Origin of the sequence: Streptomyces sp. NBC_01474 (assembly GCF_035918215.1) — a bacterium.
Lineage (GTDB): Bacteria > Actinomycetota > Actinomycetes > Streptomycetales > Streptomycetaceae > Streptomyces > Streptomyces aureus.
The window spans coordinates 8,364,687-8,388,681 of record NZ_CP109449.1; the positions used below are offsets into that span (position 1 = coordinate 8,364,687).

At 70.7% G+C, this 23,995-nt stretch carries 18 protein-coding genes; 7 read left to right on the forward strand and 11 right to left on the reverse strand.

Going from position 1 to position 23,995, the window contains the following annotated elements:
• Positions 1–6: 6 nt before the first annotated feature.
• The 8 genes from OG758_RS38205 to OG758_RS38240 all read right to left on the reverse strand — a co-directional run bounded on the left by OG758_RS38205 (position 7) and on the right by OG758_RS38240 (position 10,611).
• Positions 7–1,578, reverse strand: coding sequence for an APC family permease (locus tag OG758_RS38205; protein WP_326714051.1), 1,572 nt, complete (start codon positions 1,576–1,578; stop codon positions 7–9).
• On the reverse strand, positions 1,575–3,077 hold the full coding sequence (locus tag OG758_RS38210) for an aldehyde dehydrogenase family protein (RefSeq protein ID WP_326714052.1): 1,503 nt from the start codon (positions 3,075–3,077) through the stop codon (positions 1,575–1,577). Before OG758_RS38210 ends, OG758_RS38205 begins: the two co-directional genes overlap by 4 nt.
• On the reverse strand, positions 3,070–4,170 hold the full coding sequence (locus tag OG758_RS38215; RefSeq protein ID WP_442810434.1) for an aromatic ring-hydroxylating oxygenase subunit alpha: 1,101 nt from the start codon (positions 4,168–4,170) through the stop codon (positions 3,070–3,072). Before OG758_RS38215 ends, OG758_RS38210 begins: the two co-directional genes overlap by 8 nt.
• Before the next feature lie 41 nt (positions 4,171–4,211).
• Positions 4,212–5,366 carry an N-methyl-L-tryptophan oxidase gene (gene solA / locus OG758_RS38220; protein ID WP_326714054.1) on the reverse strand — a complete coding sequence of 385 codons (1,155 nt, stop codon included), beginning with the start codon at positions 5,364–5,366 and terminating at the stop codon, positions 4,212–4,214.
• Between the two features lie 18 nt (positions 5,367–5,384).
• Entirely contained in the window at positions 5,385–7,853 is a 2,469-nt protein-coding gene (locus OG758_RS38225) for a GcvT family protein (RefSeq protein WP_326714055.1), read from the reverse strand.
• A gap of 33 nt (positions 7,854–7,886) precedes the next feature.
• The gene (locus OG758_RS38230) at positions 7,887–8,507 is read right to left on the reverse strand and encodes an MBL fold metallo-hydrolase (protein ID WP_326714056.1); all 621 of its coding nucleotides are present in this window, start codon (positions 8,505–8,507) and stop codon (positions 7,887–7,889) included.
• Entirely contained in the window at positions 8,504–9,589 is a 1,086-nt protein-coding gene (locus OG758_RS38235; protein WP_266668250.1) for an S-(hydroxymethyl)mycothiol dehydrogenase, read from the reverse strand. Before OG758_RS38235 ends, OG758_RS38230 begins: the two co-directional genes overlap by 4 nt.
• A gap of 203 nt (positions 9,590–9,792) precedes the next feature.
• Positions 9,793–10,611, reverse strand: a complete 819-nt coding sequence (locus tag OG758_RS38240) for an IclR family transcriptional regulator (protein ID WP_326714057.1) — start codon at positions 10,609–10,611, stop codon at positions 9,793–9,795.
• A gap of 175 nt (positions 10,612–10,786) precedes the next feature.
• On the opposite strand from OG758_RS38240, the gene OG758_RS38245 reads away from it, so the two are divergent.
• Positions 10,787–11,107, forward strand: coding sequence for a bifunctional 3-phenylpropionate/cinnamic acid dioxygenase ferredoxin subunit (locus OG758_RS38245; RefSeq protein WP_266566724.1), 321 nt, complete (start codon positions 10,787–10,789; stop codon positions 11,105–11,107).
• A 32-nt stretch (positions 11,108–11,139) separates the two neighbouring features.
• Positions 11,140–12,327, forward strand: a complete 1,188-nt coding sequence (locus tag OG758_RS38250) for an NAD(P)/FAD-dependent oxidoreductase (protein ID WP_326716170.1) — start codon at positions 11,140–11,142, stop codon at positions 12,325–12,327.
• Between the two features lie 127 nt (positions 12,328–12,454).
• On the opposite strand, the gene OG758_RS38255 is transcribed toward OG758_RS38250, so the two are convergent.
• The gene (locus tag OG758_RS38255; RefSeq protein ID WP_326714058.1) at positions 12,455–12,970 is read right to left on the reverse strand and encodes a hypothetical protein; all 516 of its coding nucleotides are present in this window, start codon (positions 12,968–12,970) and stop codon (positions 12,455–12,457) included.
• Positions 12,971–13,305: 335 nt separating this feature from the next.
• Between OG758_RS38255 and OG758_RS38260 the strand changes: the two genes are divergently transcribed.
• From OG758_RS38260 to OG758_RS38280, 5 genes are all read left to right on the forward strand, one after another.
• Positions 13,306–16,173 (forward strand): sensor histidine kinase, encoded by a 2,868-nt coding sequence (locus OG758_RS38260; RefSeq protein ID WP_326714059.1) that lies wholly within the window; start codon positions 13,306–13,308, stop codon positions 16,171–16,173.
• Positions 16,170–16,610: a roadblock/LC7 domain-containing protein gene (locus OG758_RS38265; protein WP_100597501.1), complete on the forward strand. Its 441-nt coding sequence runs from the start codon at positions 16,170–16,172 to the stop codon at positions 16,608–16,610. Before OG758_RS38260 ends, OG758_RS38265 begins: the two co-directional genes overlap by 4 nt.
• 9 nt (positions 16,611–16,619) lie before the next feature.
• Positions 16,620–17,024, forward strand: a complete 405-nt coding sequence (locus tag OG758_RS38270) for a DUF742 domain-containing protein (RefSeq protein WP_266566735.1) — start codon at positions 16,620–16,622, stop codon at positions 17,022–17,024.
• A gap of 72 nt (positions 17,025–17,096) precedes the next feature.
• Positions 17,097–20,741, forward strand: a complete 3,645-nt coding sequence (locus tag OG758_RS38275; protein ID WP_326714060.1) for a hydantoinase B/oxoprolinase family protein — start codon at positions 17,097–17,099, stop codon at positions 20,739–20,741.
• Complete coding sequence (locus OG758_RS38280) at positions 20,722–21,327, forward strand: GTP-binding protein (RefSeq protein ID WP_326714061.1); 606 nt, start codon at positions 20,722–20,724, stop codon at positions 21,325–21,327. The genes OG758_RS38275 and OG758_RS38280 overlap by 20 nt, the downstream gene beginning before the upstream one ends.
• Before the next feature lie 129 nt (positions 21,328–21,456).
• On the opposite strand, the gene glpK is transcribed toward OG758_RS38280, so the two are convergent.
• Together glpK and OG758_RS38290 are read right to left on the reverse strand one after the other, a co-directional pair.
• A complete protein-coding gene (glpK, locus tag OG758_RS38285) occupies positions 21,457–22,974 on the reverse strand; it encodes a glycerol kinase GlpK (RefSeq protein ID WP_326714062.1) in 1,518 nt (505 codons plus the stop codon).
• A gap of 75 nt (positions 22,975–23,049) precedes the next feature.
• Entirely contained in the window at positions 23,050–23,802 is a 753-nt protein-coding gene (locus tag OG758_RS38290) for an MIP/aquaporin family protein (protein ID WP_326714063.1), read from the reverse strand.
• Positions 23,803–23,995 lie beyond the last annotated feature (193 nt).

Sequence of the window (23,995 nt, forward strand, 5' to 3'; positions counted from 1 at the left end):
GCTGGTTCACGGGGTGGTGACCTCCTCCAGGGCAACGGAATCATCGGACGGGGCAGGCTGGGCCGCGTGCTCGGCGAGGACGCCGGTGCGGTGCCGCTGGACGAACCAGTAGTAGGCGAAGCCGCCGCCCGCGATCACTCCGATGAACAGGACGGCGCCCCAGCGCAGGTACCAGTGGTAGGGGGCGGCGGCGTTGTAGACGGCCGCGCGCGGCCAGATCAGGTTGACGGTCATGGCGCCGCCCCACAGCACGGCGATGATGTTGACGGGCAGTCCCCAGCGGCCGAGGGAGAACTTCCCGTCGCCCGCCGGCTGCCACTTGCCGCGCAGGCGGGCCACCAGCATGGGGCCGGTGACCAGCAGATAGGCGAGGTAGATCATGATGATGCCGATGCTGGTGACCACGGTGAAGATCTGCGGCTGGCGGATGTTGACGACCAGGATCGCGAGCGCCAGGACGCCGATGACGACGGCCGGGACGACCGGTGTCCTGAAGCGCGGGCTGACCCGGCCGAGGACCGACGACGCCGGCAGGTTGTTGTCGCGCGACATCGCGAAGGCGAGGCGGATCGCCGCCGTGTGCACGGCGAGCGCGCACACCGTGACCGCGATCAGGACGCACCACAGCATCGCCTTGCCGGCCGTCGGGCCGAGTACGTCGAGGACGACGTACTGCAGGCCGTCCGTCGACAGCTTCTTGCCGGTCAGGCTCGACACGCTCATCAGGGCGAGCAGCAGGATCAGCCCGCCGAGGACGAACGAGGCGACGATCGCGCGGACGATGGCGCGCGGCGCGCCTCGCGTCGGGTCGAGGGACTCCTCGCCGAGCGAGGCCGCCGTGTCGAAGCCGTACATGACGTACGCGGAGGCCAGCGACGCGACGAGGAACGCGCTCAGGTAGCCGAAGGGCTGGCCGTGGCCCGCCCCCGCCGTGTGCGTCACGACCTGCGGGCCGCGCACGATGTGCACCGCGAACAGGACGATCAGGACGACGGTCGCGATCAGTTCGAGGAAGACGCCGGCCGTGTTGATGGTCGCCATCAGCTTCACGCCGAAGGCGTTGACGAGTGTGGTGAAGAGGATCAGTACGGCGGCCAGGGCGACGGCGTTGGTCGCGACGTCGTACGGGCCGGTGCCGTCCCCGACGAACTGGAAGGACGACGAGATCTGCGGCAGCGTCAGCTGGTAGGCGAGCGCGACGGCCGCGATCGACACGACCGAGGCGAGCAGCATCATCCACCCGGCGAGCCAGCCGATGTGCGGATTGCCCACCTTCTTCGCCCAGTTGTAGACCGAACCCGCGACGGGGTAACGGGCGGCCAGTTCGGCGAAGCACAGGGCGACCGTGAACTGGCCGCCGAAAACCATCGGCCAGGACCACCAGTAGGCGGGGCCGCCGTTCGCGAATCCGAAGTAGAAGAGCTGGAAGGTGCCGGTGAGAATGGAGATGTAGCTGATACCCGCGGCGAAGGTGTGGAAGTTGCCGAGCGTGCGCTTGAGTTCGGGCCGGTAGCCGAACTCGGCGAGCTCGGCGTCGTCCCCGCTCCGGCTCTCCTGTGTGCTGTGCTCCTGGCTCATGACCGGTCACCGTCCTGGGGACACACCGGCGGCGCGCCGAACCAGCCCTGCGCGACGGGCCGCGTATTGCGCCAGATGTGCTTGGTCTCGCGGTACTCGGCGAGCCCCGAGGGGCCGAGTTCGCGCCCGGTGCCTGACTGCTTGTAGCCGCCCCACTCCGCCTGGGGGAGATACGGGTGGTAGTCGTTGATCCAGACCGTGCCGAGGCGCAGGCCGGCCGCGACCCGCGCGGCCTTCCCCTCGTCGCTGGTCCAGACGGCGCCCGCGAGCCCGTAGATCGAGTCGTTCGCGAGCCGCACCGCCTCCTCCTCGTCGGTGAACCGCTCGACGGTCAGGACCGGGCCGAAGGACTCGTCCTGCACGACGGACATGCCGCTCGTGCACGCGTCGAGGACCGTCGGCAGATAGTAGAAGCCCTGCTCGTACGCGGCCGACTCAGGCCGTGTGCCGCCGCAACGCAGCACGGCCCCCTCCTCGATGCCCCGTGCGACATACGCCTCGACCTTGGCGCGGTGCGCGGCCGAGATCAGCGGCCCCGTCTGCGCGTCCTCGTCGAACGGGCCGCCCAGTCTGATGAGTTCGGCGCGCCGTACGACCTCGTCGACGAAGCGGTCGTGCAGCGAGTCCTCCACGAGGAGCCGCGCGCCGGCCGAACACACCTGCCCCGAGTGCAGGAACACCGCGGTGAGCGCCATGTCGACGGCCGCGTCGAAGTCGGCGTCCGCGAACACGATGTTCGGGTTCTTGCCGCCGAGTTCGAGGGCGACCTTCTTGACGGAGCCCGCCGCGGCGGCCATGAGCAGCCGTCCCGTCCGCAGACCGCCCGTGAACGACACGAGGTCAACGTCCGGATGGTCGCCGAGCGGCGCGCCCGCCTCCGGGCCCGCGCCGAGGACCAGGTTGGCGACGCCCGCGGGCAGCCCCGCCTCGTCGAGCAGCCGCATCAGATGGATCGCCGTGTGCGGGGTGAGCTCGCTCGGCTTCAGGACGAAGGTGTTGCCGGCGGCGAGGGCCGGGGCGACCTTCCACGCGGTCTGCAGGAGCGGGTAGTTCCACGGGGTGATCAGGGCGCACACCCCGACCGGCTCGTACACGACGCGGCTCTCCGCGCCCTCCGTCCCGGTCTCCACGACGCGCCCGGTGTCGGCGGCCGCGAGCCGCCCGAAGTAGCGGAAGCAGTTCGCGATGTCGTCGATGTCGTACGCGCTCTCGACCAGCCGCTTCCCGGTGTCCAGGGACTCGGCACGGGCCAGTGCGTCCTTGTCGCGCACGAGCAGGTCCGCGACACGCACGAGGAGGTCGCCGTGCTCGGTCGCCGTCATCCGGGGCCACGGGCCTTCGTCGAAGGCGTGGCGGGCCGCGGCGATCGCGTCGGCGGTGTCCTTGGCCCCCGCCTCGTCGACCACGGCGACGAGCGAGCCGTCCGCGGGGCAGCGGATCTCTCGGGTCCGCTCGTCCCGGGCGGTGGTCCACACTCCGCCGATGAACAGGTCAGGCATGGGCACCGCCCAGCTCCGACGTCAGCCATTCATGGAAGATCGCGATGTGGTGCTCGGTCGGGACGAGCACGCCGCCGCGCCGGTAGGCACGGGAGCCCATCGCCGGCTGCGTCCGCTCGCAGGCCTCGAAGTCCTGGGCGTTGACCCGGTGGAACAGCTCCACGGACTTGGAGACATCGGCGCCCGACGCGACGACCTCGGGCGCGTAGAGCCAGTCGCACTCGACGACCGTACGGTCCTCGGCCAGCGGGAACATCCGGTGCAGGATCACATGGTCGGGGACGAGGTTGATGAAGACCGTCGGTTTCACGGTGATCGCGTAGTAGCGGCGGTCCTGGTCGTCGGCGACCTGGGGCAGCCGGCCGAAGCCCTCGCTGCCGTCGACGGTGAAGCCCTTCACGTCGTCCCCGAACTCGGCGCCGTGGCCCACGTAGTACTGGGCGGCGTAACCGTCCGCGAACTCCGGCAGCACGTCGGTCAGTTCGGGGTGGATCGTCGCGCAGTGGTAGCACTCCATGAAGTTCTCGACGATCAGCTTCCAGTTGGCCTTCACGTCGTACGAGATGCGCTTGCCGAGGTCGAGATCCTGGGTGTGGTAGCGCTCGATCGATGCCGTGTCGCCGAGCCGTTCGACGGCCGCGCCGATCACCGTCTCCTCGAAGGAGGGCGGCTCCTCGGCCAGGCAGACCCAGGCGTAGCCGAGCCACTCGCGCAGGGCGACCTTGACGAGACCGTACTGGGTGCGGTCGACGTCCGGCATCTGCACGAGGTTCGGCGCAGCGATGAGCTTGCCGTCGAGGTCGTACGTCCACGCGTGGTACGGGCACTGGAGGTTGCGGCGGACCTGGCCCGACTCCTCGGTGCACAGGCGGGCGCCGCGGTGGCGGCAGACGTTGAGGAAGGCCCGGAGTTCGCCGGTGCGGGACCGGGTGATCAGGACGTTCTCGCGGCCGACCTGGACCGTGCGGAACGCGCCCGGCTTGTCGAGGTCGGCGGACCGCACGGCGCAGAACCACATCGACTCGAAGATGCGTTCCTGCTCCTGCCGGAAGATCTCCGGATCGGTGTAGTAGTGCCCGGGCAGCGTGGCCATCAGGCTGGGGGCAATGGGGGTCGTCGTCACGTGCGGACTCCTCAGGCGGGCGCGGCGGCGAGGCGGCTGGGGTCGAAGAGGTCGATGGGGTGCGCGGTCGTGCCGGTGAGCGCGAGGTCGGCGACGATCTCGCCGACGACGGGCACGAACTTGAAGCCGTGGCCGGAGAACCCGGCGGCCACGGTGACGGACTCGGGGTGGGCTGGGTGCCGGGCGATCACGAAGTGCTCGTCAGGCGTGTTGGAGTACATGCAGGTGGCGGCCTTGAGGAAGGTCCCGGGCAGGCTCGGGAGCTGGCCCGCCAGGTGCTCCGCCATGGCCGTGACCTCGTGGTCGTGGACCGTGCGGTCGATGGTCTCCGGGGTGCACTCGACGCCCTTGCGGAAGAAGGCGACCTTGGCGCCGAGGTCGGGGCCGTCGATGGCCGGGAACCCGTAGACCTGGACGCCGGCCTCGTCCTCCCAGATGTAGACGGGGTGGTTCTCGGGGAGGAACGGGGCGGTTCCCGCGCTCGGCCGGAACCAGTACATGACCTGTCGTTCGATCGAGAACGGCACCCCGAGATCGGTCAGCAGATCCGGCGCCCACGCTCCCGGGCAGATCACCAACCGGTCCGCCGTGTAGGTGTTCTCGGCCGTGTGGACGCGCACTCCGTCCTTGTACGGCTCCCAGCGCGTCATCGGCTCCTCGAAGTGCAGGTCGGCCTCCTGGCGGGTGGCGAGCTGGAGGTGCGCTGCGACGGTGTTCTCGGGACGCACCAGACCGGCCCGCTCCTCGTACAGCGCCACCTCGTCGTCCTTCGGGGTGAGCGTCGGGAAGCGGCGGCGGATCTCGCGGGCGTCGAGCATCTCGTGCGGCAGGTCCCACTGCAGGGCGGACAGCAGGGAGCCGGAGACGGTGCGTGAGTCGGCGCGGCCGAGCATGACGCCGCCGCACAGGGTGGCGACCTCGCGCCCGGTGGCCCGCTCCAGATCCGCGTAGAGCTCGTACGAGCGCAGCAGCAGCGGCACGTACGCAGGGTCCTCGAAGTAGGACTGCCGGGTGATGCGCGAACCGCCGTGGCTGGAGCCGCGGTTGTGCACCGGGCCGAACTTCTCCAGGCCGAGCACGCGCGCGCCCCGGGCGGACAGATGGTGGGCGGCGGCGCTGCCCATGCCGCCGAGGCCGATCACGATCACGTCGTAGGTGGGTGACATGTCCGAACCTCCGTGCGGTCAGCGGCGGATGCGGGTCATCTTCGGGTCGAACAAGGGCTCGTCGGCGACGGTCGCGGGGAGCTTCTCGCCGAAGTACTCGATGTGGACGCCGGTACCGGCGGCGAGCGGCGGCAGCCACGCGTACGCCACACAGCGGCCCAGCGTGTAGCCGTACGACGCGCTGGTGACGTAACCGACGGAGCCCCCTTCGACGTGCACGGGCTCCTTGCCGAGGACGACGGCCGCGGGGTCGTCCAGGAGGAGCGGCGTGAGCCTGCGGGCCGGTTGCCCGCCCTTCCGCTCCAGTGCGGCCTTGCCGAGGAACTCACCGCGGTCCATGCGTACGGCGAATCCGACGCCCGCCTCGTACGGGTCGTGCTCCTCGGTCATGTCGTGGCCCCAGGAGCGGTAACCCTTCTCCAGGCGCAGGCTGTTGAAGGCCGAGCGCCCGGCCGCGATCACGCCGTGCTCCCGCCCCGCCTCCCACAGCGTGTCCCACAGGCGCAGCCCCAGGTCGGCGGTGGTGTACAGCTCCCAGCCCAGCTCACCGACGTATGACAGGCGCATCGCGGTGACGGGCACGTGGCCGAGGTAGGTCTGCTTGGCGCGGAAGTAGCCGAAGCCCTCGTGCGAGAAGTCGTCGCGGGTCAGCGGCTGGACGAGGTCGCGGGCCAGCGGGCCCCAGACGCCGATGCAGCAGGTCCCGGAGGTGATGTCCCGGATCTGTACGTCACCGGGCGCGTGACGCGTGAGCCAGTCCAGGTCGGCGGGGGAGTTCGCGCCGATCTGGAACAGGTCCGGCGCGAGACGGGCGACGGTCAGGTCGGACCGGATGCCGCCCGCCTCGTTCAGGAGGAGCGTGTACGTGACCGCGCCCGGCTTCTTCGCGAGATTGTTCGACGTCATGCGCTGGAGGAAGTCGAGGGCGCCCGGACCCGTGACCTCCAGGCGGCGCAGCGGCGTCATGTCGTAGAGGGCGACCTTCTCGCGGGTGGCCTTCGCCTCGGCGGCCGCGATGGGCGACCAGTAGCGGGCCGACCAGGTGTCGCGCTCGGGCACGTCACCGGTGGGCAGGTCCGCGTTCGCCTCGTACCAGTGCGGACGCTCCCAGCCGCCGCCCTCCAGGAAGTACGCGCCGAGCTGCTCCTGGCGGGCGTGGAAGGGGCTCACCCGCAGCGGGCGCGGCTGCTCCGCCGGCTGGAGCGGGTGCAGGACGTCATAGACCTCGACGAACTGCTGCGCCCCGCGGTCGTGCACATAGGCGGGGGAGCGTTGGGCGTCCTCGAAGCGGGTGAGGTCGCACTCGTGCACGTCGACGGAGGGGCGCCCGTCGACCATCCACTCGGCGACCGCCTTGGCGACGCCCGCCGAATGGGTCACCCACACTGCCTCGGCCAGCCAGAATCCGCGCAGCGCACGGGTCTCGCCGAGGACCGGCATCCCGTCGGGCGTGAAGGAGAAGACGCCGTTGAAGCCCTCCTCGATCTCCGTCCCGCGCAGCGCGGGGATCAGCCAACGGCAGTCCTTCCAGCTGGGCGCCCAGTCCTCCTCGGTGAAAGGCAGCGACGACGGCATGTCCAGCTCACTCGCCCGCGCCTCGTCGTAGTCGAGGACCTTGAACGGATCGACGGGCAGCGGCTTGTGGGCGTAACTGCCGATGCCGATGCGGTCGGTGTGCTCACGGAAGTACAGATCGCGGTCCTGGAATCGGAGGATCGGCTTCGAGGCTTCCGCGCGGGGGTCGTCGGCTCCTTCGAGCTCCGCCATGGGCCTGGTCTTCGCGTACTGGTGCGCGAGGGGCAGGAGCGGGACCTCCACGCCCGCCATGCGGCCGATCACCGGGCCCCAGAATCCGGCGGCGGAGACGACGTGGTCGGCGGGGAAGCTGCCGCGGTCGGTGACCACCGCCGTGACCCGGCCGTCCTCCTGCTCGATGCCGGTGACCGTGTGCCGGTCGAGGAACGTGGCGCCGCGCTCGCGGGCGCGTTCCATCTGGGCGCGGGAGGCGAGCAGGGCACGGGCCAGGCCGTCGTCGGGGGTGTGGAAGCCGCCGAGTACGACCGACTGGTCGATGAGGGGCCACAGTTCCTTGCACCGGGCGGCGCTGACGAGTTCCCCGCGCACGCCCCAGGAGGCGGCGTAGCCGGCCTTGCGGTGCAGGTCGGCCCAGCGTTCGGGGGTGGTCGCCAGCTCCAGGCCGCCCACCGGGTTGAAGCAGGAAAGTCCGTCCACTTCAAGGGTGTTGAACTTCTCCACCGTGTACCGGGCGAACTCCGTGAGGGTCTTGGACGGACCCGTCTGGAAGACCAGTCCCGGCGCGTGCGAGGTGGAGCCGCCGGGGGCCGGCAGCGGGCCCTGTTCGAGGACGGTGACGTCGGTCCAGCCGCGGGCCGTGAGTTCGTCGGCGAGGGAGCAGCCGACGATTCCGGCGCCGATGATGACGACGCGAGGGCTGGATGTTCCGGGCTTTTCGGGCGTGCTGGACATGCCCCTCCTCATGCTGGTGGGGATGGAATGGCCTTATGCGGCAGGTATGTTGGCGCGCTCCGCGGCGATGGTCGTGTCCTGGCCGTGGCCGGTGTGGACAACCGTGCCGCCCGGCAGGGTGAGGAGCCGGCCGCGGATGGACGCCGCGATCGTCGGGGCGTCGGAGTACGAGCGGCCGGTAGCCCCCGGGCCGCCGTGGAAGAGGGTGTCGCCGGTGAACACGGCGTCGAGGAACGGCACGTAGAGGCTGCAACTGCCCCAGGAGTGACCGGGGGTGTGCAGGACCTGGACGTCGACCCCGGCGACGGTCAGGAGCAGCCCGTCGGTGAGCTCCGCGTCGGGCTTGCGGTCCGGGTGCACCGCCTCCCACAGCTCTCGCTCGGCGGGATGCAGGAGAACGGGGGCGCCGGTCGCCTCGGCCAGATCGGCCGCGGCGCCGATGTGGTCGTCGTGCCCGTGGGTGCAGACGATCGCGGTGACTCGGCGCCCGGCGACGGCGGCAGTGATCGGCCCCGCGTCGTGCGCCGCGTCTACGATCAGGACCTCCTCGTCGTCGCCGATCAGCCACACGTTGTTGTCGACGTCGAACGTCTCGCCGTCCAGGCTGAACGTGCCGGAGGTGACGACGCGTTCGGCGCGGGCCGCGGGGTTCACAGGACCACCACCGAGCGCAGCACGTCGCCGCGGTGCATCTTCGCGAACGCCTCCTCCACCTGGTCGAGGGCGATCGTCTCGGTCACGAACCCGTTCAGGTCGAGGAGCCCGTAGAGGTACTGGTCGATGAGGACCGGGAAATCACGGCTCGGCAGGCAGTCCCCGTACCAGGAGGACTTGAGGGCGCCGCCGCGCGAGAACAGGTCGATGAGCGGAATGTCCAGCGTCATGTCCGGCTCGGGCACCCCGACCTGCACCAGCACGCCCGCGTGGTCCCGCATGTAGAACGCCTGCTTGTACGTCTCGGGGCGGCCGACCGCGTCGATGGCGATGTCGACGCCGAACCCGCCGGTGAGCGCGCGCACCGCCTCGATCGCGTCCGTGCCGCGGGAGTTGACCGTGTGTGTGGCGCCGAACTTCTCGGCCTGGTCGAGTTTCTTGTCGTCGATGTCGACGGCGATGACGCGGCGCGCGCCGTTGAGGCAGGCGCCCGCGATGGCCGCGTTGCCGACGCCGCCGCAGCCGATCACGGCGACGGTGTCGCCGCGTTGGACGTTGCCCGTGTTCACGGCCGCGCCGTAGCCGGCCATCACGCCGCAGCCGATCAGGCCCGCGGCCTCGGGACGCGCCGCAGGGTCGACCTTGATCGCCTGTCCTGCCGCGACCAGGGTCTTCTCGGCGAACGCGCCGATGCCGAGCGCGGGGCTCAGCGGCGTTCCGTCGAGCAGCGTCATGGGCTGCGTCGCGTTGCGCGAGTCGAAGCAGTACCAGGGGCGGCCGCGGCGACAGGAACGGCAGTTGCCGCAGGGGGCGCGCCAGGCGAGCACCACGTAGTCGCCGGGGGTGAGGTCGGTGACCCCGTCGCCGACGGACTCGACGGTGCCGGCCGCCTCGTGGCCGAGCAGGAACGGGAAGTCGTCGTTGATGGCGCCCTCCCGGTAGTGCAGATCCGTGTGGCAGACCCCGCACGCCTGCACCTTGACCAGAACCTCGCCCGGGCCGGGATCGGGCACGACGATCGTCTGCACCTCGACGGGTGCGCCCTTCTTCACAGCGACGACGGCGCGGACCTCATGTGGCACGACCAAACTCCTCTGCTGTTGCGCAGTGCACGCTCAGTTGCGCGATGAGGAACATCTTGGAAACGCCATCAAGGCCCCGTCAAGGGGTGGGAGTTAATGCTTGGCAAAACGATCGGCCGCATCGAAACGTCGTCGACACACGCAGAACGCGGGGCCAGGTTTCCCTGACCCCGCGTTCAGTAACCGTGCTGCGGAACGTCCTGCTAGAAGCCGTATCCCATCCGGCGCGACAGTTCGGTCGAAGCCGCGACGGTGCGTTTGGCCAGCTCGGGGAGGTGTTCCTCGGTCAGCCGGTACACGGGACCCGACGCGCTGATCGCACCGATGACCTTTCCGTCGTGGGCGAACACGGGGGCCGCGACCGCGGCGAGGCCGACCTCCAGCTCCTCCACGGCGACGGCGTACCCCTGGTCGAGCACGGCCTCCAGCTCGGCCCGCAGTGACGCCGTCCCGGTCGCCGTGTGCGGGGTGAAGCGCGCCAGCGGGCGGGCGAGCAGGCCCTCGCGCAGCGCGGACGGCAGATGGGCGAGCAGTACCTTGCCGCTCGATGTGGCGTGCAGGGGAGTGCGTCTGCCCAGCCAGTTCTGCGCCGTGACGGAGGCCGAGCCGCGCGCCTGCATGATGTTGACGGCGACATCGTCGTCGAGGATCGCGATGTTGACCGTCTCGCCCAGCTCGTCGGCCAGTTCACGGCAGACGGGCACGCCCTCCTGCGAGATGTCCAGGCGCACTGCCGCCGCCCCCGCGAGGTGCAGTACACCTGCCCCCAGGTAGTACTTGCCGCGGTCCTTGGCCTGCCCGACCAGGCCCCGGTTCTCCAGCACTCCGAGCAGTCGGAAGGCGGTGGACTTGTGTACGTCCAGCTCGTCGGCGATCTCGGTGACGCCCGCCTCGCCGTGCTGGGCGAGGATCTCGAGGACGCTCACCGCGCGGTCCACGGACTGGACGGAGGCGGCCGCGCCCTTCGAGGTCTTCTCCGGTGTCGTCGTGCCTGGTTCAGCCTGCGATTCCTTGCGGGTCATCACTCAACTCTCACCACCTTGCGACCCCTTGGCGGGTCGCATCTTCGAGAAGCCCTTGACGCGGCGGGCACCTCGACCGGATTCTGTTGCGCATAGCGCTCCCTCGTGCGCCATGCGGAACGCCATGTTACCGAACAGTCCTGAGTCAGACAGCCCTGGACCAAGAGGGGGGCCCGTGATACCCGTCTGCCGCCTTGAAGACCTCCCCGAGGGCGGATCCGTCCGCATCGACACAGCACCGCCCATCGCCGTCTTCCATGCTGACGGTGAGCTGTACGCCATCGACGACACCTGCACCCACCAGGACGCCTCCCTGTCGGAGGGCTGGCTGGAGGGCTGTCTGGTCGAATGCCCGCTCCACGAGGCTTCATTCGATCTCCGCACCGGGCGGCCGACCTGCCTGCCCGCCCGCCGCCCCGTACGCACCCACCGGGTGACCGTCGACGACGGCGTGGTCCACGTCCATCCTGCCGCCGAGGAAGGCACCGCCGCATGAGCACTGTCAACGGAATGAGCACGGGATCCGGCATGAGGACCGTGACCGTGGTGGGCGCCTCGCTCGCCGGGCTGTACGCCGCCCGTGAGCTGCGGGCCCAGGGCTTCGACGGGCGGCTCGTCATCGTGGGCGAGGAGCCGCACCGTCCGTACGACCGCCCGCCGCTGTCCAAGGACTTCCTCCTCGGGAAGGCCGGCGAGGACCAGCTTGCCCTGTCCGACGTCGACGAGACGCTGGAACTGGGCGCCGAGTGGATGTTCGGCGTGCGGGCCCGCGGGCTCGACGCGCGCGGTCGCACCGTCCTCCTGGAGAACGGCCGCACGGTGTCCACGGACGGGGTCGTCATCGCCACCGGGGCGAGCGCCCGCCGGCTGCCCGGCCCCGCCCTCACCGGCGTGCACACGCTCAGGACCCTGGACGACGCGCGCTCCCTGCGTGCCGAACTGCTGCGCGGGCCGCGGCGCGTGGTCGTGATCGGCGGTGGGTTCATCGGCGCCGAGACGGCGTCTTCCTGCGCCGCACTGGGCCACTCCGTGACCGTCGTGGAGGCGGCGCCGCTGCCGCTCCTGCCCCAACTCGGTCCGGAGATGGCCGCGGTGTGCGCGGGGCTCCACGCACGCGGCGGGGTGGAACTGGCCACGGGCGTCGGGGTCGCGGCACTGCACGGCGACAGCGCTGTCCACGGCGTGGAGCTGGCCGACGGGCGCGTGCTGCCCGCCGACGTGGTCGTCGTCGGCATCGGTGCCGTGCCCAACACGGGCTGGCTCGCCGGTTCGACGCTCGCGCTGCACGACGGCGTGCTCTGCGACGACGGCTGTGTCACGGCGCTGCCCCAGGTCGTGGCGGTGGGCGATGTGGCTCGCGTGGGCGGGGCGCGGGCCGAGCACTGGACGAGTGCCACGGCCCAGCCGCGGGTCGCCGTACGCAATCTGCTGGCGGGCCGCGCCGTCGAGACCGTGCGGCCGCTGCCGTACTTCTGGTCGGACCAGTACGGCTCGCGCATCCAGTTCGCCGGGCGCAGGAAGGACGGCGACCTGGTCCGTGTCGTCGAAGGCGCCGTGGAGGACGGGAGTTTCCTCGCACTCTACGAGCGCGCCGGAGTGACCACGGCCGCGCTCGCGGTGGACCGGCCGCGACCGTTCACACGCGTGCGCCGGGAGCTGGCGCGCGGCGAGGCGCGACCGGTCGTGCGGAACGTCGCGGAGCCGGTGGCGCTGTGACAGCGGCTCTCGCCTCGGGCGCGTGTAGGTAGCCGACACCTGTCCCGGCGCCAGGCCACCGCCACCGATCCCACTCCCACCCACCTACGCGGACGCACCTGACTGCTGCGCGCCCATCGACCCGCACCTACGTATGCGTCAACTGTCCGGCCCTGCCACGCCTCCGTATGCGTTCCGGGGCCGGACGGCCCTGTGCGCGTGCCTGCCGGCGGGCCTGGCGACGCTCTCTGCGCAACTGTCGTGCTGAGCTGTTGGGCGCGGACACCACGCCGTTGCGCTGGTTCCACACCTGTCGGGTCACCCAGACGTCCAGCACGCCCCAGGTCGCCACGACTGTGCTCCCCACGCTGCTCAGCACCATCGGGAACGCCAGCCATGAGTCGGCGACTGTGCACAGGAACGCGATCACCGCCTGCATCAGGGTCAGTGCGACTATGAGCACCGCCCGTACCGCCGCCGTCCGCACCGGATCAGGCATCCGGCGCCGGCCCGCCGGCTCCTCTACCCACAACTCCCCGCTCCGCTCTGCCGTGCCCATCAGTTCGTCACTCCCCCCGCCGTCACAGCCCGCTGCCCTGCTTGCTCCCGCACCGGGGCTCTTCGATGGCTGCCCGGATTGCGCCGCTTTACGCTGCCCGCTCATCTCGTACGGACCTCATCACGTATGCCCCGTAAGGAAGGACGTACGGCGGCGTCGAAAGATTCCCCCGGATTGCGGCGGTCACTTCCGCCCCGCCGAAGATCGATCGATTCCGGCCAACTCCCGCCCGTGTCAGGCCGGATGATGCCGGATTCCGAGCGCCGCTTTGCGGGATGCAATCTCCCGCAATGCCCGGACACATGCTGATGTCCCACTCCACCTGCCACCGGACAGCATCCGGACAGCCCTTCGAGTTGCTCCTGCGTCAGTAGTAGGCTCGCGCCGTTTGTTGCCGCACATGTGTACCCCTGACCGCAGGGGTCGATCTGGGGGAGGCCATGCGCTTTCGCGGGAAGTCCATCCGCCGGAAGATCGTGGCGTTGCTCCTGGTGCCGCTGGTATCCCTGACCGCCATCTGGGCTTTCTCCACGGTGATCACGGGCCGCGCCGCGACGCAACTGCTGTCGTCGGGGAGGGTCGCGGACGAGATCGGCTACCCGATCGCCGACGCCGGCCGGACCCTTCAGGAAGAGCGCCGCCAGACCCTTGTCTATCTGGCTGATCCCCGGGCCTCCGACGCCCTCTCCAAGCTGCGCAGCCGCCGCAGCGCCTCCGACGAGGCGATGGCCCAGATCAAGGCGAAATCCGAGAACTCCGGGATCCGCGATGACATGAGCGACGATTCCCGGCGCCGAATCTCCACCGTCGTCGAGGGATTCGACGGCATCGAGTCCCTGCGCCGCAACGTCGACGAAGGAACCGTCACCCGCGAACAGGCCCTCGACTTCTACAACCGCCTCATCGACCCGACGTACGACTTCCTGCTCACGCTCAGCTCCTTCGACAACTCGACGATGGACCGCCAGGGCCGCGCCGTCATCGGCGTGCTGCGCGCGCGTGAACTGCTGTCCCGTGAGGATGCGTTGGTCGGCTCGGCGCTCGTCGCCCGCAGGATCACGCACAAGGAACTGCGTCAGGTGTCCGACCTCGTCGCCCAGCGCGGCATCCTGTACGACACCAGCCTCGCGCTGCTCCCCGACGACGACCGTGCCGAGTTCGAGCGCTACTGGAAGAGCGCCGACACGGCGGCCCTGCGCACGGCGGAGAACACACTCGCCGACTCCCCGGCCGGCACCCCCAGGGGCGTCACCGCACGCGCCTGGAACGATGCTTCGGGCCAGGTGCTCGACGAGCTGGTCAAGCGCGACACCGCCGCCACGGAGCGCTACCAGGACCGGGCGCGCCCCGTCGCGATCAATGTCTTCCTGCAGGCCGGAGCGGCCGGTGTGCTCGGCCTGCTCGCGGTGCTGCTCTCGCTGTTCCTGTCCGTACGCATCGGCCGCGGCCTCGTCCGCGACCTGCGGCGGCTGCGCCTGGAGGCCCACGAGGCCTCCGGTGTCCGGCTGCCCAGCGTGATGCGCCGCCTCGCGGCCGGCGAACGCGTCGACGTGGAGACCGAGGCCCCTCGCCTGGAGTACGACAAGAACGAGATCGGGCAGGTCGGTCAGGCGCTCAACACCCTTCAGCGCTCCGCCGTCGAGGCGGCCGTGAAACAGGCCGAACTGCGCCACGGTGTCTCCGAGGTCTTCGTCAACCTCGCCCGGCGCAGCCAGGTGCTCCTCCACAAGCAGCTCACCCTGCTGGACACGATGGAGCGCAGGACCGAGGACACCGACGAACTCGCCGACCTGTTCCGCCTCGACCATCTGACCACGCGCATGCGGCGCCACGCGGAGGGCCTGGTGATCCTCTCCGGGGCCGCCCCCTCCCGGCAGTGGCGCAGGCCCGTCCAGCTCATGGACATCGTCCGGGCCTCCGTCGCCGAGGTGGAGGACTACGAGCGCATCGAGGTCCGGCGCCTGCCGCGCATCGCGGTCACCGGCCCCGCCGTCGCCGACCTCACCCACCTCGTGGCCGAACTCCTGGAGAACGCCACGGTGTTCTCGCCGCCGCACACCGCCGTGCACGTCATCGGCGAGCGTGTCGCGAACGGCTTCACCCTGGAGATCCACGACCGGGGCCTCGGCATGGCGGCCGACGCGCTCCTCGACGCCAATCTGCGGCTGGCCGAGACGCCCGAGTTCGAACTCTCCGACACCGACCGGCTCGGCCTCTTCGTGGTCAGCCGGCTCGCCCAGCGCCAGAACGTCCGCGTCTCGCTCCAGCCGTCTCCGTACGGCGGCACGACCGCGGTCGTCTTCATCCCGGACACCCTGCTCACCGACGCCCCCGACACCGAGGGCGCCGGCTTCCGTCTCGACCGTCCGAACAGCCCCCGGCGCGGCGAGGGCCCCGGCGTGCGCTCCCCGAAGCTCTCCACGGCGGGCAGCCCGCTCCCGGGCCTTCCCGCCTCTCTCCTGGACGGGCCCGTGGAGCTGGAGGCGCCTCTGGCAGCGTCGGACCTCGCGCCCTTCCCCGGTGCTCTCGACGACGAGGACAGCGAACGAGGCGGGCTCTTCCGGCCGCGCCGCCGCCCCACCGGGCTCCCCGGAGAGCAGCACCAGCACGCGCGCGACGAGTTCGAGAACCGGCCCGATCCGACCCACCGCGCCGGTGGACCCGCGGGCCCCGACGCCGATGAAGCGCCCGTGCCGCTGCCGCGCCGCAGGGCGCCCAAGCTCGTCAGCTCGCACGGCAGGCCCGTCACCCACACGAGGCCCGGAGAGTCGGAACCGGACAACCGACGAACGGACGCGCCCGAGACCCCGGTCGGCGTCCCACCCGAGCTCACGGCCCCGATCCCGGACAGTCCTGGGGACACGTACCGTCCGGAAGCCCCGGAGGGACCCCGCGAGCGCCGTCTCACGTCGGCGTCCGCGCCGGACCTGCCGCGCAGGCGCGCCCGCGCCGAGGCCCCGGAGGACGCGACTCCCGCACGTCGCCCGGAGCCGGTGCGCGACCCCGCGCCGGAACCGGCCGCCGACGCCCCCGCGCCGAGCACGCCGAGTGGTCTGCCCCGCCGCGTTCGGCAGGCCAATCTCGCCCCGCAGCTCAAGGAAGGACCCGATCTGCGCGCCGACCGCGTCGCAGACCGGGAGGGGCCCAACCACTCGGACAGCCCCGCCGAGCGCGACGCCGACGAGGTCCGCAACAGGATGGCCTCGCTCCAGCGAGGCTGGCGCCGCGGCCGCGAGGAGAACGCCGCAGGCGACGACGCCTCCGACGGCACAGCACAGGGAACGACATCTGAGGGGGACGGTCGATGACCGCACCGAAGGCCGCCGCACACACCACCGCGAACGGCGGTTCCGGGGAGCTGAACTGGCTCCTGGACGACCTGGTGGAGCGCGTCGCCAGTATCCGCAAGGCGCTCGTGCTGTCCGGGGACGGCCTCCCGACCGGGGTCTCCAAGGACCTCACCCGGGAGGACAGCGAGCACCTCGCCGCCGTCGCCTCCGGCTTCCACAGCCTGGCCAAGGGGGTCGGCCGGCACTTCGAGGCGGGCAGCGTCCGCCAGACCGTCGTGGAGCTGGACGACGCCTTCCTCTTCGTCACGGCCGCCGGCGACGGCAGCTGCCTCGCCGTCCTGTCGGACGCGGACTCCGACGTCGGTCTCGTCGCGTACGAGATGACCTTGCTGGTCAAGCGGGTCGGCGTGCATCTCGGGACTGCTCCGCGCACCGATCTGTCCGCCGGCGGGTAGTGGGCCGGTATGAGCCCTGACGGGGAGGGGACGCAGGAGACGCACCACTGGTTCGACGACGACGCCGGACCGGTGGTTCGTCCGTACGCCATGACACGCGGCCGCACCACCAGCGCGGCCCAGCATCGGCTCGACCTGATCGCGGTCGTCGTCGCGGAACACCGCACCGGCGACCCCGCCGCCGACCAGACGCTGTCCCCGGAGCACGTGGACATCGTCGGGCTGTGCCGCGACAGCCCTCAGTCGGTGGCCGAACTCGCCGCGGAACTCGACCTTCCGATCGGCGTCGTACGCGTCCTCATCGGCGATCTCGTCGACGAGGAACTGGTCCATGTGACCCGGCCCGTACCCCCTGCCGAGCTCCCGGACGAGAGTATTCTGCGCGACGTGATCAACGGTCTCAGGGCGCTCTGACCCACGCGTACACCGAGGCCACACACGGGGGTGGGGACCAGGCGAGCAGCGGGGCGAACAACGGAGACGCACGTGACAGGCTGGCAGTTCTGGATCGACCGAGGCGGCACGTTCACCGATGTCGTCGCGCGGCACCCCGACGGACGCCTGCTCACCCACAAGCTCCTGTCCGACAACCCCGCCCGCTACCGCGACCCCGCCGTCGCCGCGATCCGCGAACTCCTCGACGACGAGGGCGAGCCGGGGCACACCTGCGTCGACTCCGTCCGCATGGGCACCACCGTCGCCACCAACGCCCTCCTGGAACGCAAGGGCGAACGCACCGCCCTCGTGGTCACCCGAGGCTTTCGCGACGCCCTGCCCATCGCGTACCAGAACAGGCCCCGCATCTTCGCGCGCCGCATCGAACTGCCCGAACTGCTCCACGAACGGGTCATCGAAGCCGACGAGCGCGTCGACGCCCACGGCGCCGTTCTCACCCCCCTCGACACGGACGCACTCGAAGTGTCGCTGCGCCAGGCGTACGACGACGGAATCAGGGCCCTCGCCGTCGTCTGCATGCACAGCCATCTGTACCCCGACCACGAGCGGCGGATCGGCGCCCTCGCGGCCCGGATCGGCTTCCCGCAGATCTCGCTCTCCAGCGAGGTCAGCCCCCTGATGAAGCTCGTCCCGCGCGGCGACACGACGGTCGTCGACGCCTACCTGTCGCCGGTCCTTCGCCGCTACGTCCAACAGGTGGCGGACCAACTCGCGGGCGTACACCTGATGTTCATGCAGTCCAACGGCGGGCTCACCGAGGCCGGACAGTTCCGCGGCAAGGACGCCATCCTGTCGGGACCCGCCGGCGGCATCGTCGGCATGGCCCGGGTCTCCCGCCTCGCCGGCTTCGACCGTGTCATCGGCTTCGACATGGGCGGCACGTCCACGGACGTGTCGCACTACGCGGGGGAGTACGAGCGCGTCTTCACCACGCAGATCGCCGGCGTGCGCCTGCGCGCCCCCATGCTCGACATCCACACCGTCGCGGCCGGCGGCGGGTCCGTCCTCCACTTCGACGGCAGCCGCTACCGCGTGGGCCCCGACTCCGCGGGCGCCGACCCGGGACCCGCCTGCTACCGCGGCGGCGGCCCGCTCACCGTCACCGACGCGAACGTGGCCCTCGGGCGGATCCAACCCGCCCATTTCCCCGCAGTGTTCGGCCCCGACGGGGACCAGCCCCTGGACCACACCCTCGTACGGGACCGCTTCGCCGCGCTGGCCCGCGAGATCCGCGACCGCACCGGCGACGACCGCAGTCCGGAACAGGTCGCCGAGGCCTATCTGCAGATCGCCGTCGCCAACATCGCGAACGCCGTGAAGCGGATCTCCGTCCAGAAGGGCCACGACGTCACCCGTTACGCCCTCACCACCTTTGGTGGGGCGGGCGGCCAGCACGCATGCCGCGTCGCCGACTCGCTCGGCATCCGCACCGTCCTCGTACCGCCCATGGCCGGACTCCTGTCCGCGCTCGGCATCGGTCTCGCCGACACGACCGCCATGCGCGAGCAGTCCGTCGAGGCACCGCTCGAACCGTCCGCCATGCCGCACGTCCACAAGACCGCCGACGACCTGGAGGGCGCGGCCCGCGCCGAACTCCTCGCCGAGGATGTGCCCGAGGACCGTATCCGCGTCACCCGCCGGGCCCAACTGCGCTACGACGGCACCGACACCACGCTCACCGTGGAACTCACGGAGCCCGACACGATGCGCGCCGCCTTCGAAGGACGCCATCGCGCCACCTACTCCTTCACCCTCGACCGCCCTCTCGTCGTCGAAGCACTCTCCGTCGAAGCGACCGGCCTCACCGCACCCCCCGATCTGTCCGCCCTCGCATCCCGCTCGGCCCCGACCGCCGCCCCGGAAACCGTCAGCCTCCACACCGGCGGCACCTGGCGCGACGTGCCCCTGCACCGACGCGACCGACTGCCGCCCAGCGAAAGCGTCACCGGACCCGCGATCATCGCCGAGTCCGGGTCCACGACGGTCGTGGACGACGGCTGGCGAGCGGCCTTGACGGACGACGGCCACCTGATCATGGAACGCGCGGCGATCACGGAGAGTTCCGACATCGGCACGGCAGCCGACCCCGTACTCCTCGAAGTCTTCAACAACCTCTTCATGTCGATCGCCGAACAGATGGGCGCCCGACTGGAGTCCACCTCCCAGTCGGTCAACATCAAGGAGCGCCTCGACTTCTCCTGCGCGCTCTTCGACCCTGACGGCAGCCTCGTCGCGAACGCCCCCCACATCCCCGTCCACCTGGGATCCATGGGCACCAGCGTCAAGGAGGTCATCCGCCGGCGCGGCACGCGCATGCGGCCGGGGGACACGTACGCGGTCAACGACCCTTACCACGGGGGTACCCACCTCCCCGACGTCACCGTCATCACCCCGGTCTTCGACACGGAGGGTGAGCGGATCCTGTTCTACGTCGCCTCGCGCGGCCACCACGCGGAGATCGGCGGCATCGCCCCCGGCTCCATGCCCGCGGGCAGCCGCACCATCGAAGAGGAAGGCATCCTCTTCGACAACTGGCTGCTCGTCGAAGGGGGCCGCTTCCGCGAGACGGAGACCCTGGGCCTGCTCACCGGCGGCCCGTATCCGTCGCGCAACCCGCGCACCAACCTCGCCGACCTGCGCGCCCAGATCGCCGCCAACCAGAAGGGCGTCGACGAAGTCGCCCGCATGATCGACCACTTCGGGCTCGACGTCGTCCAGGCGTACATGAAGCACGTGCAGGACAACGCGGAGGAAGCTGTGCGCCGCGTTGTCGACGCATTACAGGACGGCGAGTTCGCCTACGAGACCGACTCGGGCGCCGTGATCCGCGTCCGGGTCACCGTGGACCGCGAGCAGCGCAGCGCGACCGTCGACTTCACCGGCACATCGCCACAACTCGCCACCAACTTCAACGCCCCCTTCGCCGTCGTCAACGCGGCCGTCCTCTACGTCTTCCGGACCCTCGTGGACGACGACATCCCCCTCAACGACGGCTGCCTGCGCCCCTTGCGCATCGTCGTCCCGCCCGGCTCGTTCCTCGCCCCCGAGCCGCCCGCCGCCGTCGTCGCCGGCAACGTGGAGACCTCCCAGGCCATCACCGGCGCCCTCTACGCGGCCCTGGGCGTCCAGGCCGAGGGCTCCGGGACGATGAACAACGTGACCTTCGGCGACGAGAGCCACCAGTACTACGAGACCGTGGCCTCGGGCTCCGGAGCCGGCGACGGCTTCCACGGAGCGCCCGTCGTGCAGACCCACATGACCAACTCGCGGCTCACCGACCCCGAGGTCCTCGAGTGGCGACTGCCCGTCCTGCTCGAGGAGTTCGCCGTGCGGCGAGGCAGCGGGGGCCCCGGACGGTGGCGCGGCGGCGACGGCGCCGTACGCCGCCTCCGCTTCCTCGAACCCATGACTGTGTCCACCCTCTCGCAGCACCGCAGGGTCCCGCCGTACGGCATGGCGGGCGGCGGGCCGGGGGCCCTGGGCGCCAACTCCGTGGAGCACCCCGACGGCACGGTCGACCGGCTCGCCGGCAGCGACTCGGCGGACGTGCTCCCCGGCGACGTACTCGTCATCGAAACCCCCGGAGGCGGCGGATACGGTCCGCCGCCCTCCGGGAATGACCACAGCGACAGCAGTGAGGCAGGAGAAGACACCCATGATCTTCGGGCGTTCTGAGCGCGGCAAGCCCCCCGTGGAGCCCGTCACGCTCAAGATCCTCGTGGCCGGCGGATTCGGAGTGGGCAAGACGACTCTCGTCGGCGCGGTCAGCGAGATCAAGCCCCTGCGCACCGAGGAGCTGCTCAGCGAGGCGGGCCGCCCGCTCGACGACACCCGGGGCGTCGAGGGCAAGCACACCACCACGGTCGCCATGGACTTCGGCCGGATCACGCTCCGCGAGGACCTGGTGCTCTACCTCTTCGGCACCCCCGGGCAGGACCGTTTCTGGTTCCTGTGGGACGAGCTGGCGACGGGCGCTCTGGGTGCCGTCGTCCTCGCCGACACCCGCCGCCTGGAGGACTGCTTCGCCGCCGTCGACTACTTCGAGCGGCGCTCCATACCGTTCGTCGTGGGCGTCAACTGCTTCGACGGATCGGCCCGTTACCCGGCAGACGCTGTACGCCAGGCCCTCGACCTCGACTCCGACGTGCCTGTCCTGCTGTGCGACGCGCGCGAGAAGGAGACCGTCAAGGAGGTCCTCATCGGCGTCGTCGAGCACGCGATGGCCGTGGGCGCGCGCCGCCGCCAGCCGGCCACCACCTGAATCGCCCGCGCGCTGACGAAGGACATGGGAACGGCCCGCACCCTCGCCGACCGGGGTGCGGACCGTCGTCCACGCACGCGTGGCCCTCACCAGGACCACGCGCCAGTCACCGGAGGCGCGCGGCGGCCGTCATGCCTCGTCGTCGTGCCAGCCGAAGCTCTTCTCCACGGCCTTGCGCCAGTTGCGGTACTCGCGCTCACGCGTCGCGCCTTCCATGGCCGGCGTCCACTCCGCGTCGCGCTGCCAGTGCGCCTTGAGCTCGTCCAGGTCGTTCCACACCCCCGTCGCGAGCCCGGCCGCGTACGCTGCGCCCAGGCACGTCGTCTCCGACACCCGCGGCCGGATCACCGGCACCCCGAGGACGTCTGCCTGATGCTGCATCAGGAGATTGTTCTTGGTCATGCCGCCGTCGACCTTCAGCGTCGTGATCTGCACGCCGGAGTCCTGGTACATCGCGTCGACGACCTCGCGCGTCTGCCAGCTCGTCGCCTCCAGGACGGCCCGCGCCAGATGGGCCTTGGTGACGTACCGCGTCAGCCCCGTGACGACACCGCGCGCGTCCGAGCGCCAGTACGGCGCGAACAGACCCGAGAACGCCGGCACGATGTAGGCGCCGCCGTTGTCACTCACACTCGCCGCGAGCGTCTCGATCTCGTCGGCCGTGCGGATGATCCCGAGCTGGTCGCGGAACCACTGCACCAGGGCGCCGGTGATCGCGATCGACCCTTCGAGGCAGTACACCGGCGCCTCGGAGCCGATCTTGTACCCCATCGTGGTGAGCAGTCCGTGCTTCGAGGGGACGGGCCGGTTCCCGGTGTTGAGCAGCAGGAAACTGCCTGTGCCGTACGTGTTCTTGGCCGTCCCCGTGTCGTAGCAGGCCTGCCCGAAGATGGCGGCCTGCTGGTCGCCGAGCGCGGACGCGACCGGCACCCCGGAGAGCTGGCCGACGGCCGTCCCGTAGACCTCGGCCGACGACCTGATCTCCGGAAGCACCGCCTGCGGCACGTTCATCGCCGACAGGATCCCCTGGTCCCACTGGAGCGTCTCCAGGTTCATCAGCATGGTGCGACCGGCGTTGGTGACGTCGGTGACGTGCACGCCGCCGTCCGTGCCGCCGGTCAGGTTCCAGATGAGCCAGGAGTCGATGGTGCCGAACGCGATCTCGCCCCGCTCGGCGCGGGCGCGCAGCCCCGGCACGTTGTCGAGCAGCCAGGCCGCCTTGGGTCCGGAGAAGTAGCTCGCGAGCGGCAGACCGGTCTGCTCACGGAAGCGGTCCTGGCCGTCCGCGCCGCCCAGCTCGTTGCACAGGGCCGACGTACGGGTGTCCTGCCACACGATCGCGTTGTGCACGGGCCGGCCCGTGGCCCGGTCCCAAAGGACTGTCGTCTCCCGCTGGTTGGTGATGCCGAGGGCGCTGAGCTCGTCGGCCCGCAGCCCGGCCTTGGCGAGCGCGCCGGCGACCACGGCCTGCACCTTGGACCAGATCTCGGTGGCGTCGTGCTCCACCCAGCCGGGCTTCGGGAAGATCTGCCGGTGCTCGCGCTGGTCGACGGCGACGATCTCCCCGCCGTGGTTGAAGATGATGCAGCGGCTCGACGTGGTGCCCTGGTCGATGGCGGCGACGTACTTCACATTGTTGTCGGGCATGTGACTCCCCTTCGTCTTCGTCCGAGGTCCCCGCGCGCGGGGACGCGATAGCGACGTGGCGCGGCCCGGCCGCGGTCAGAACGCCGCGTTGTAGATGAGCCCCGACAGCGCGCCGCCGATCAGCGGCCCGGCCACCGGGATGATGGCGTAACCCCAGCCGGACGTGCCCTTGTTGGGGATCGGCAGAAACGAGTGCACGATGCGCGGACCGAGGTCGCGCGCAGGGTTGATGGCGTACCCGGTGGGCCCACCGAGCGAGAGGCCGATCCCGACGACCAGGAAGGCCACGACGAGCGCCGTCGTACCGGACTCCCCGAGCCCCTTGGTGAGCCCGAACGCGAGGATGGGCAGCACGAGGGCGATCGTCGCGATGATCTCGGTGATCAGGTTGGCCACGGGGTTGTTGATCTCAGGGATCGTGGAGAAGATCCCGAGCGTCGGAGTGGGCCCGTCGTCGTCCGCCCCGTCCTCGCCGGACCCTGACGTGACGTTGGCGTTGAACTGGGCCAGATAGACGAGATAGGCCAGCACGGCGCCCAGCATCGCGCCGACCATCTGGCCGAGCAGATAGACCCAGACCTTGTCCCACTTGCCGGTGTCCACGGCGATGCCGATCGTCACCGCCGGGTTGAGCTGGCCCCCGGACAGCGGCGCGGCGGTGTACGCCCCGGCCAGCACGCCGAAGCCCCACCCGAACGCGATGACGACCCATCCCGAGGCTCTCGCCTTGGAATGCCTGAGCGTGACCGCGGCGCACACGCCGGCGCCGAACAGAATCAGGATCGCGGTCCCGATGACCTCACCGACGAAGATGTCTCCATTGCTCATGGCGGCTCCTAAGCCCTCGCCCGGAGCGATACGCCCCGGTCCTCAGTGCAGGGTGCGTTTTCCATGGCTGGTTCCGGACGGCTCTGGCTGCAACGGCCGACGGCAGGGTCTCCCGCACCCCGCCCGACGCCCGCGACAGGCGTTCCCGCTCAGTCGGATCACTCGTTTCGCCGCTGGAGGAAGGCCCTGACCT

Bases quoted from the DNA above. Each gene is read 5' to 3' on its own strand.
- OG758_RS38215 (WP_442810434.1), bottom strand. From the start codon at position 4,170: ATGGCCACGCTGCCCGGGCACTACTACACCGATCCGGAGATCTTCCGG.
- OG758_RS38210 (WP_326714052.1), bottom strand. From the start codon at position 3,077: ATGCCTGACCTGTTCATCGGCGGAGTGTGGACCACCGCCCGGGACGAG.
- OG758_RS38225 (WP_326714055.1), bottom strand. From the start codon at position 7,853: ATGTCCAGCACGCCCGAAAAGCCCGGAACATCCAGCCCTCGCGTCGTC.
- glpK (WP_326714062.1), bottom strand. From the start codon at position 22,974: ATGCCCGACAACAATGTGAAGTACGTCGCCGCCATCGACCAGGGCACC.
- OG758_RS38205 (WP_326714051.1), bottom strand. From the start codon at position 1,578: ATGAGCCAGGAGCACAGCACACAGGAGAGCCGGAGCGGGGACGACGCC.
- OG758_RS38260 (WP_326714059.1), top strand. From the start codon at position 13,306: ATGCGCTTTCGCGGGAAGTCCATCCGCCGGAAGATCGTGGCGTTGCTC.
- OG758_RS38270 (WP_266566735.1), top strand. From the start codon at position 16,620: ATGAGCCCTGACGGGGAGGGGACGCAGGAGACGCACCACTGGTTCGAC.
- OG758_RS38255 (WP_326714058.1), bottom strand. From the start codon at position 12,970: ATGAGCGGGCAGCGTAAAGCGGCGCAATCCGGGCAGCCATCGAAGAGC.
- OG758_RS38240 (WP_326714057.1), bottom strand. From the start codon at position 10,611: ATGACCCGCAAGGAATCGCAGGCTGAACCAGGCACGACGACACCGGAG.
- OG758_RS38280 (WP_326714061.1), top strand. From the start codon at position 20,722: ATGATCTTCGGGCGTTCTGAGCGCGGCAAGCCCCCCGTGGAGCCCGTC.
- OG758_RS38290 (WP_326714063.1), bottom strand. From the start codon at position 23,802: ATGAGCAATGGAGACATCTTCGTCGGTGAGGTCATCGGGACCGCGATC.
- OG758_RS38265 (WP_100597501.1), top strand. From the start codon at position 16,170: ATGACCGCACCGAAGGCCGCCGCACACACCACCGCGAACGGCGGTTCC.
- OG758_RS38250 (WP_326716170.1), top strand. From the start codon at position 11,140: ATGAGGACCGTGACCGTGGTGGGCGCCTCGCTCGCCGGGCTGTACGCC.
- solA (WP_326714054.1), bottom strand. From the start codon at position 5,366: ATGTCACCCACCTACGACGTGATCGTGATCGGCCTCGGCGGCATGGGC.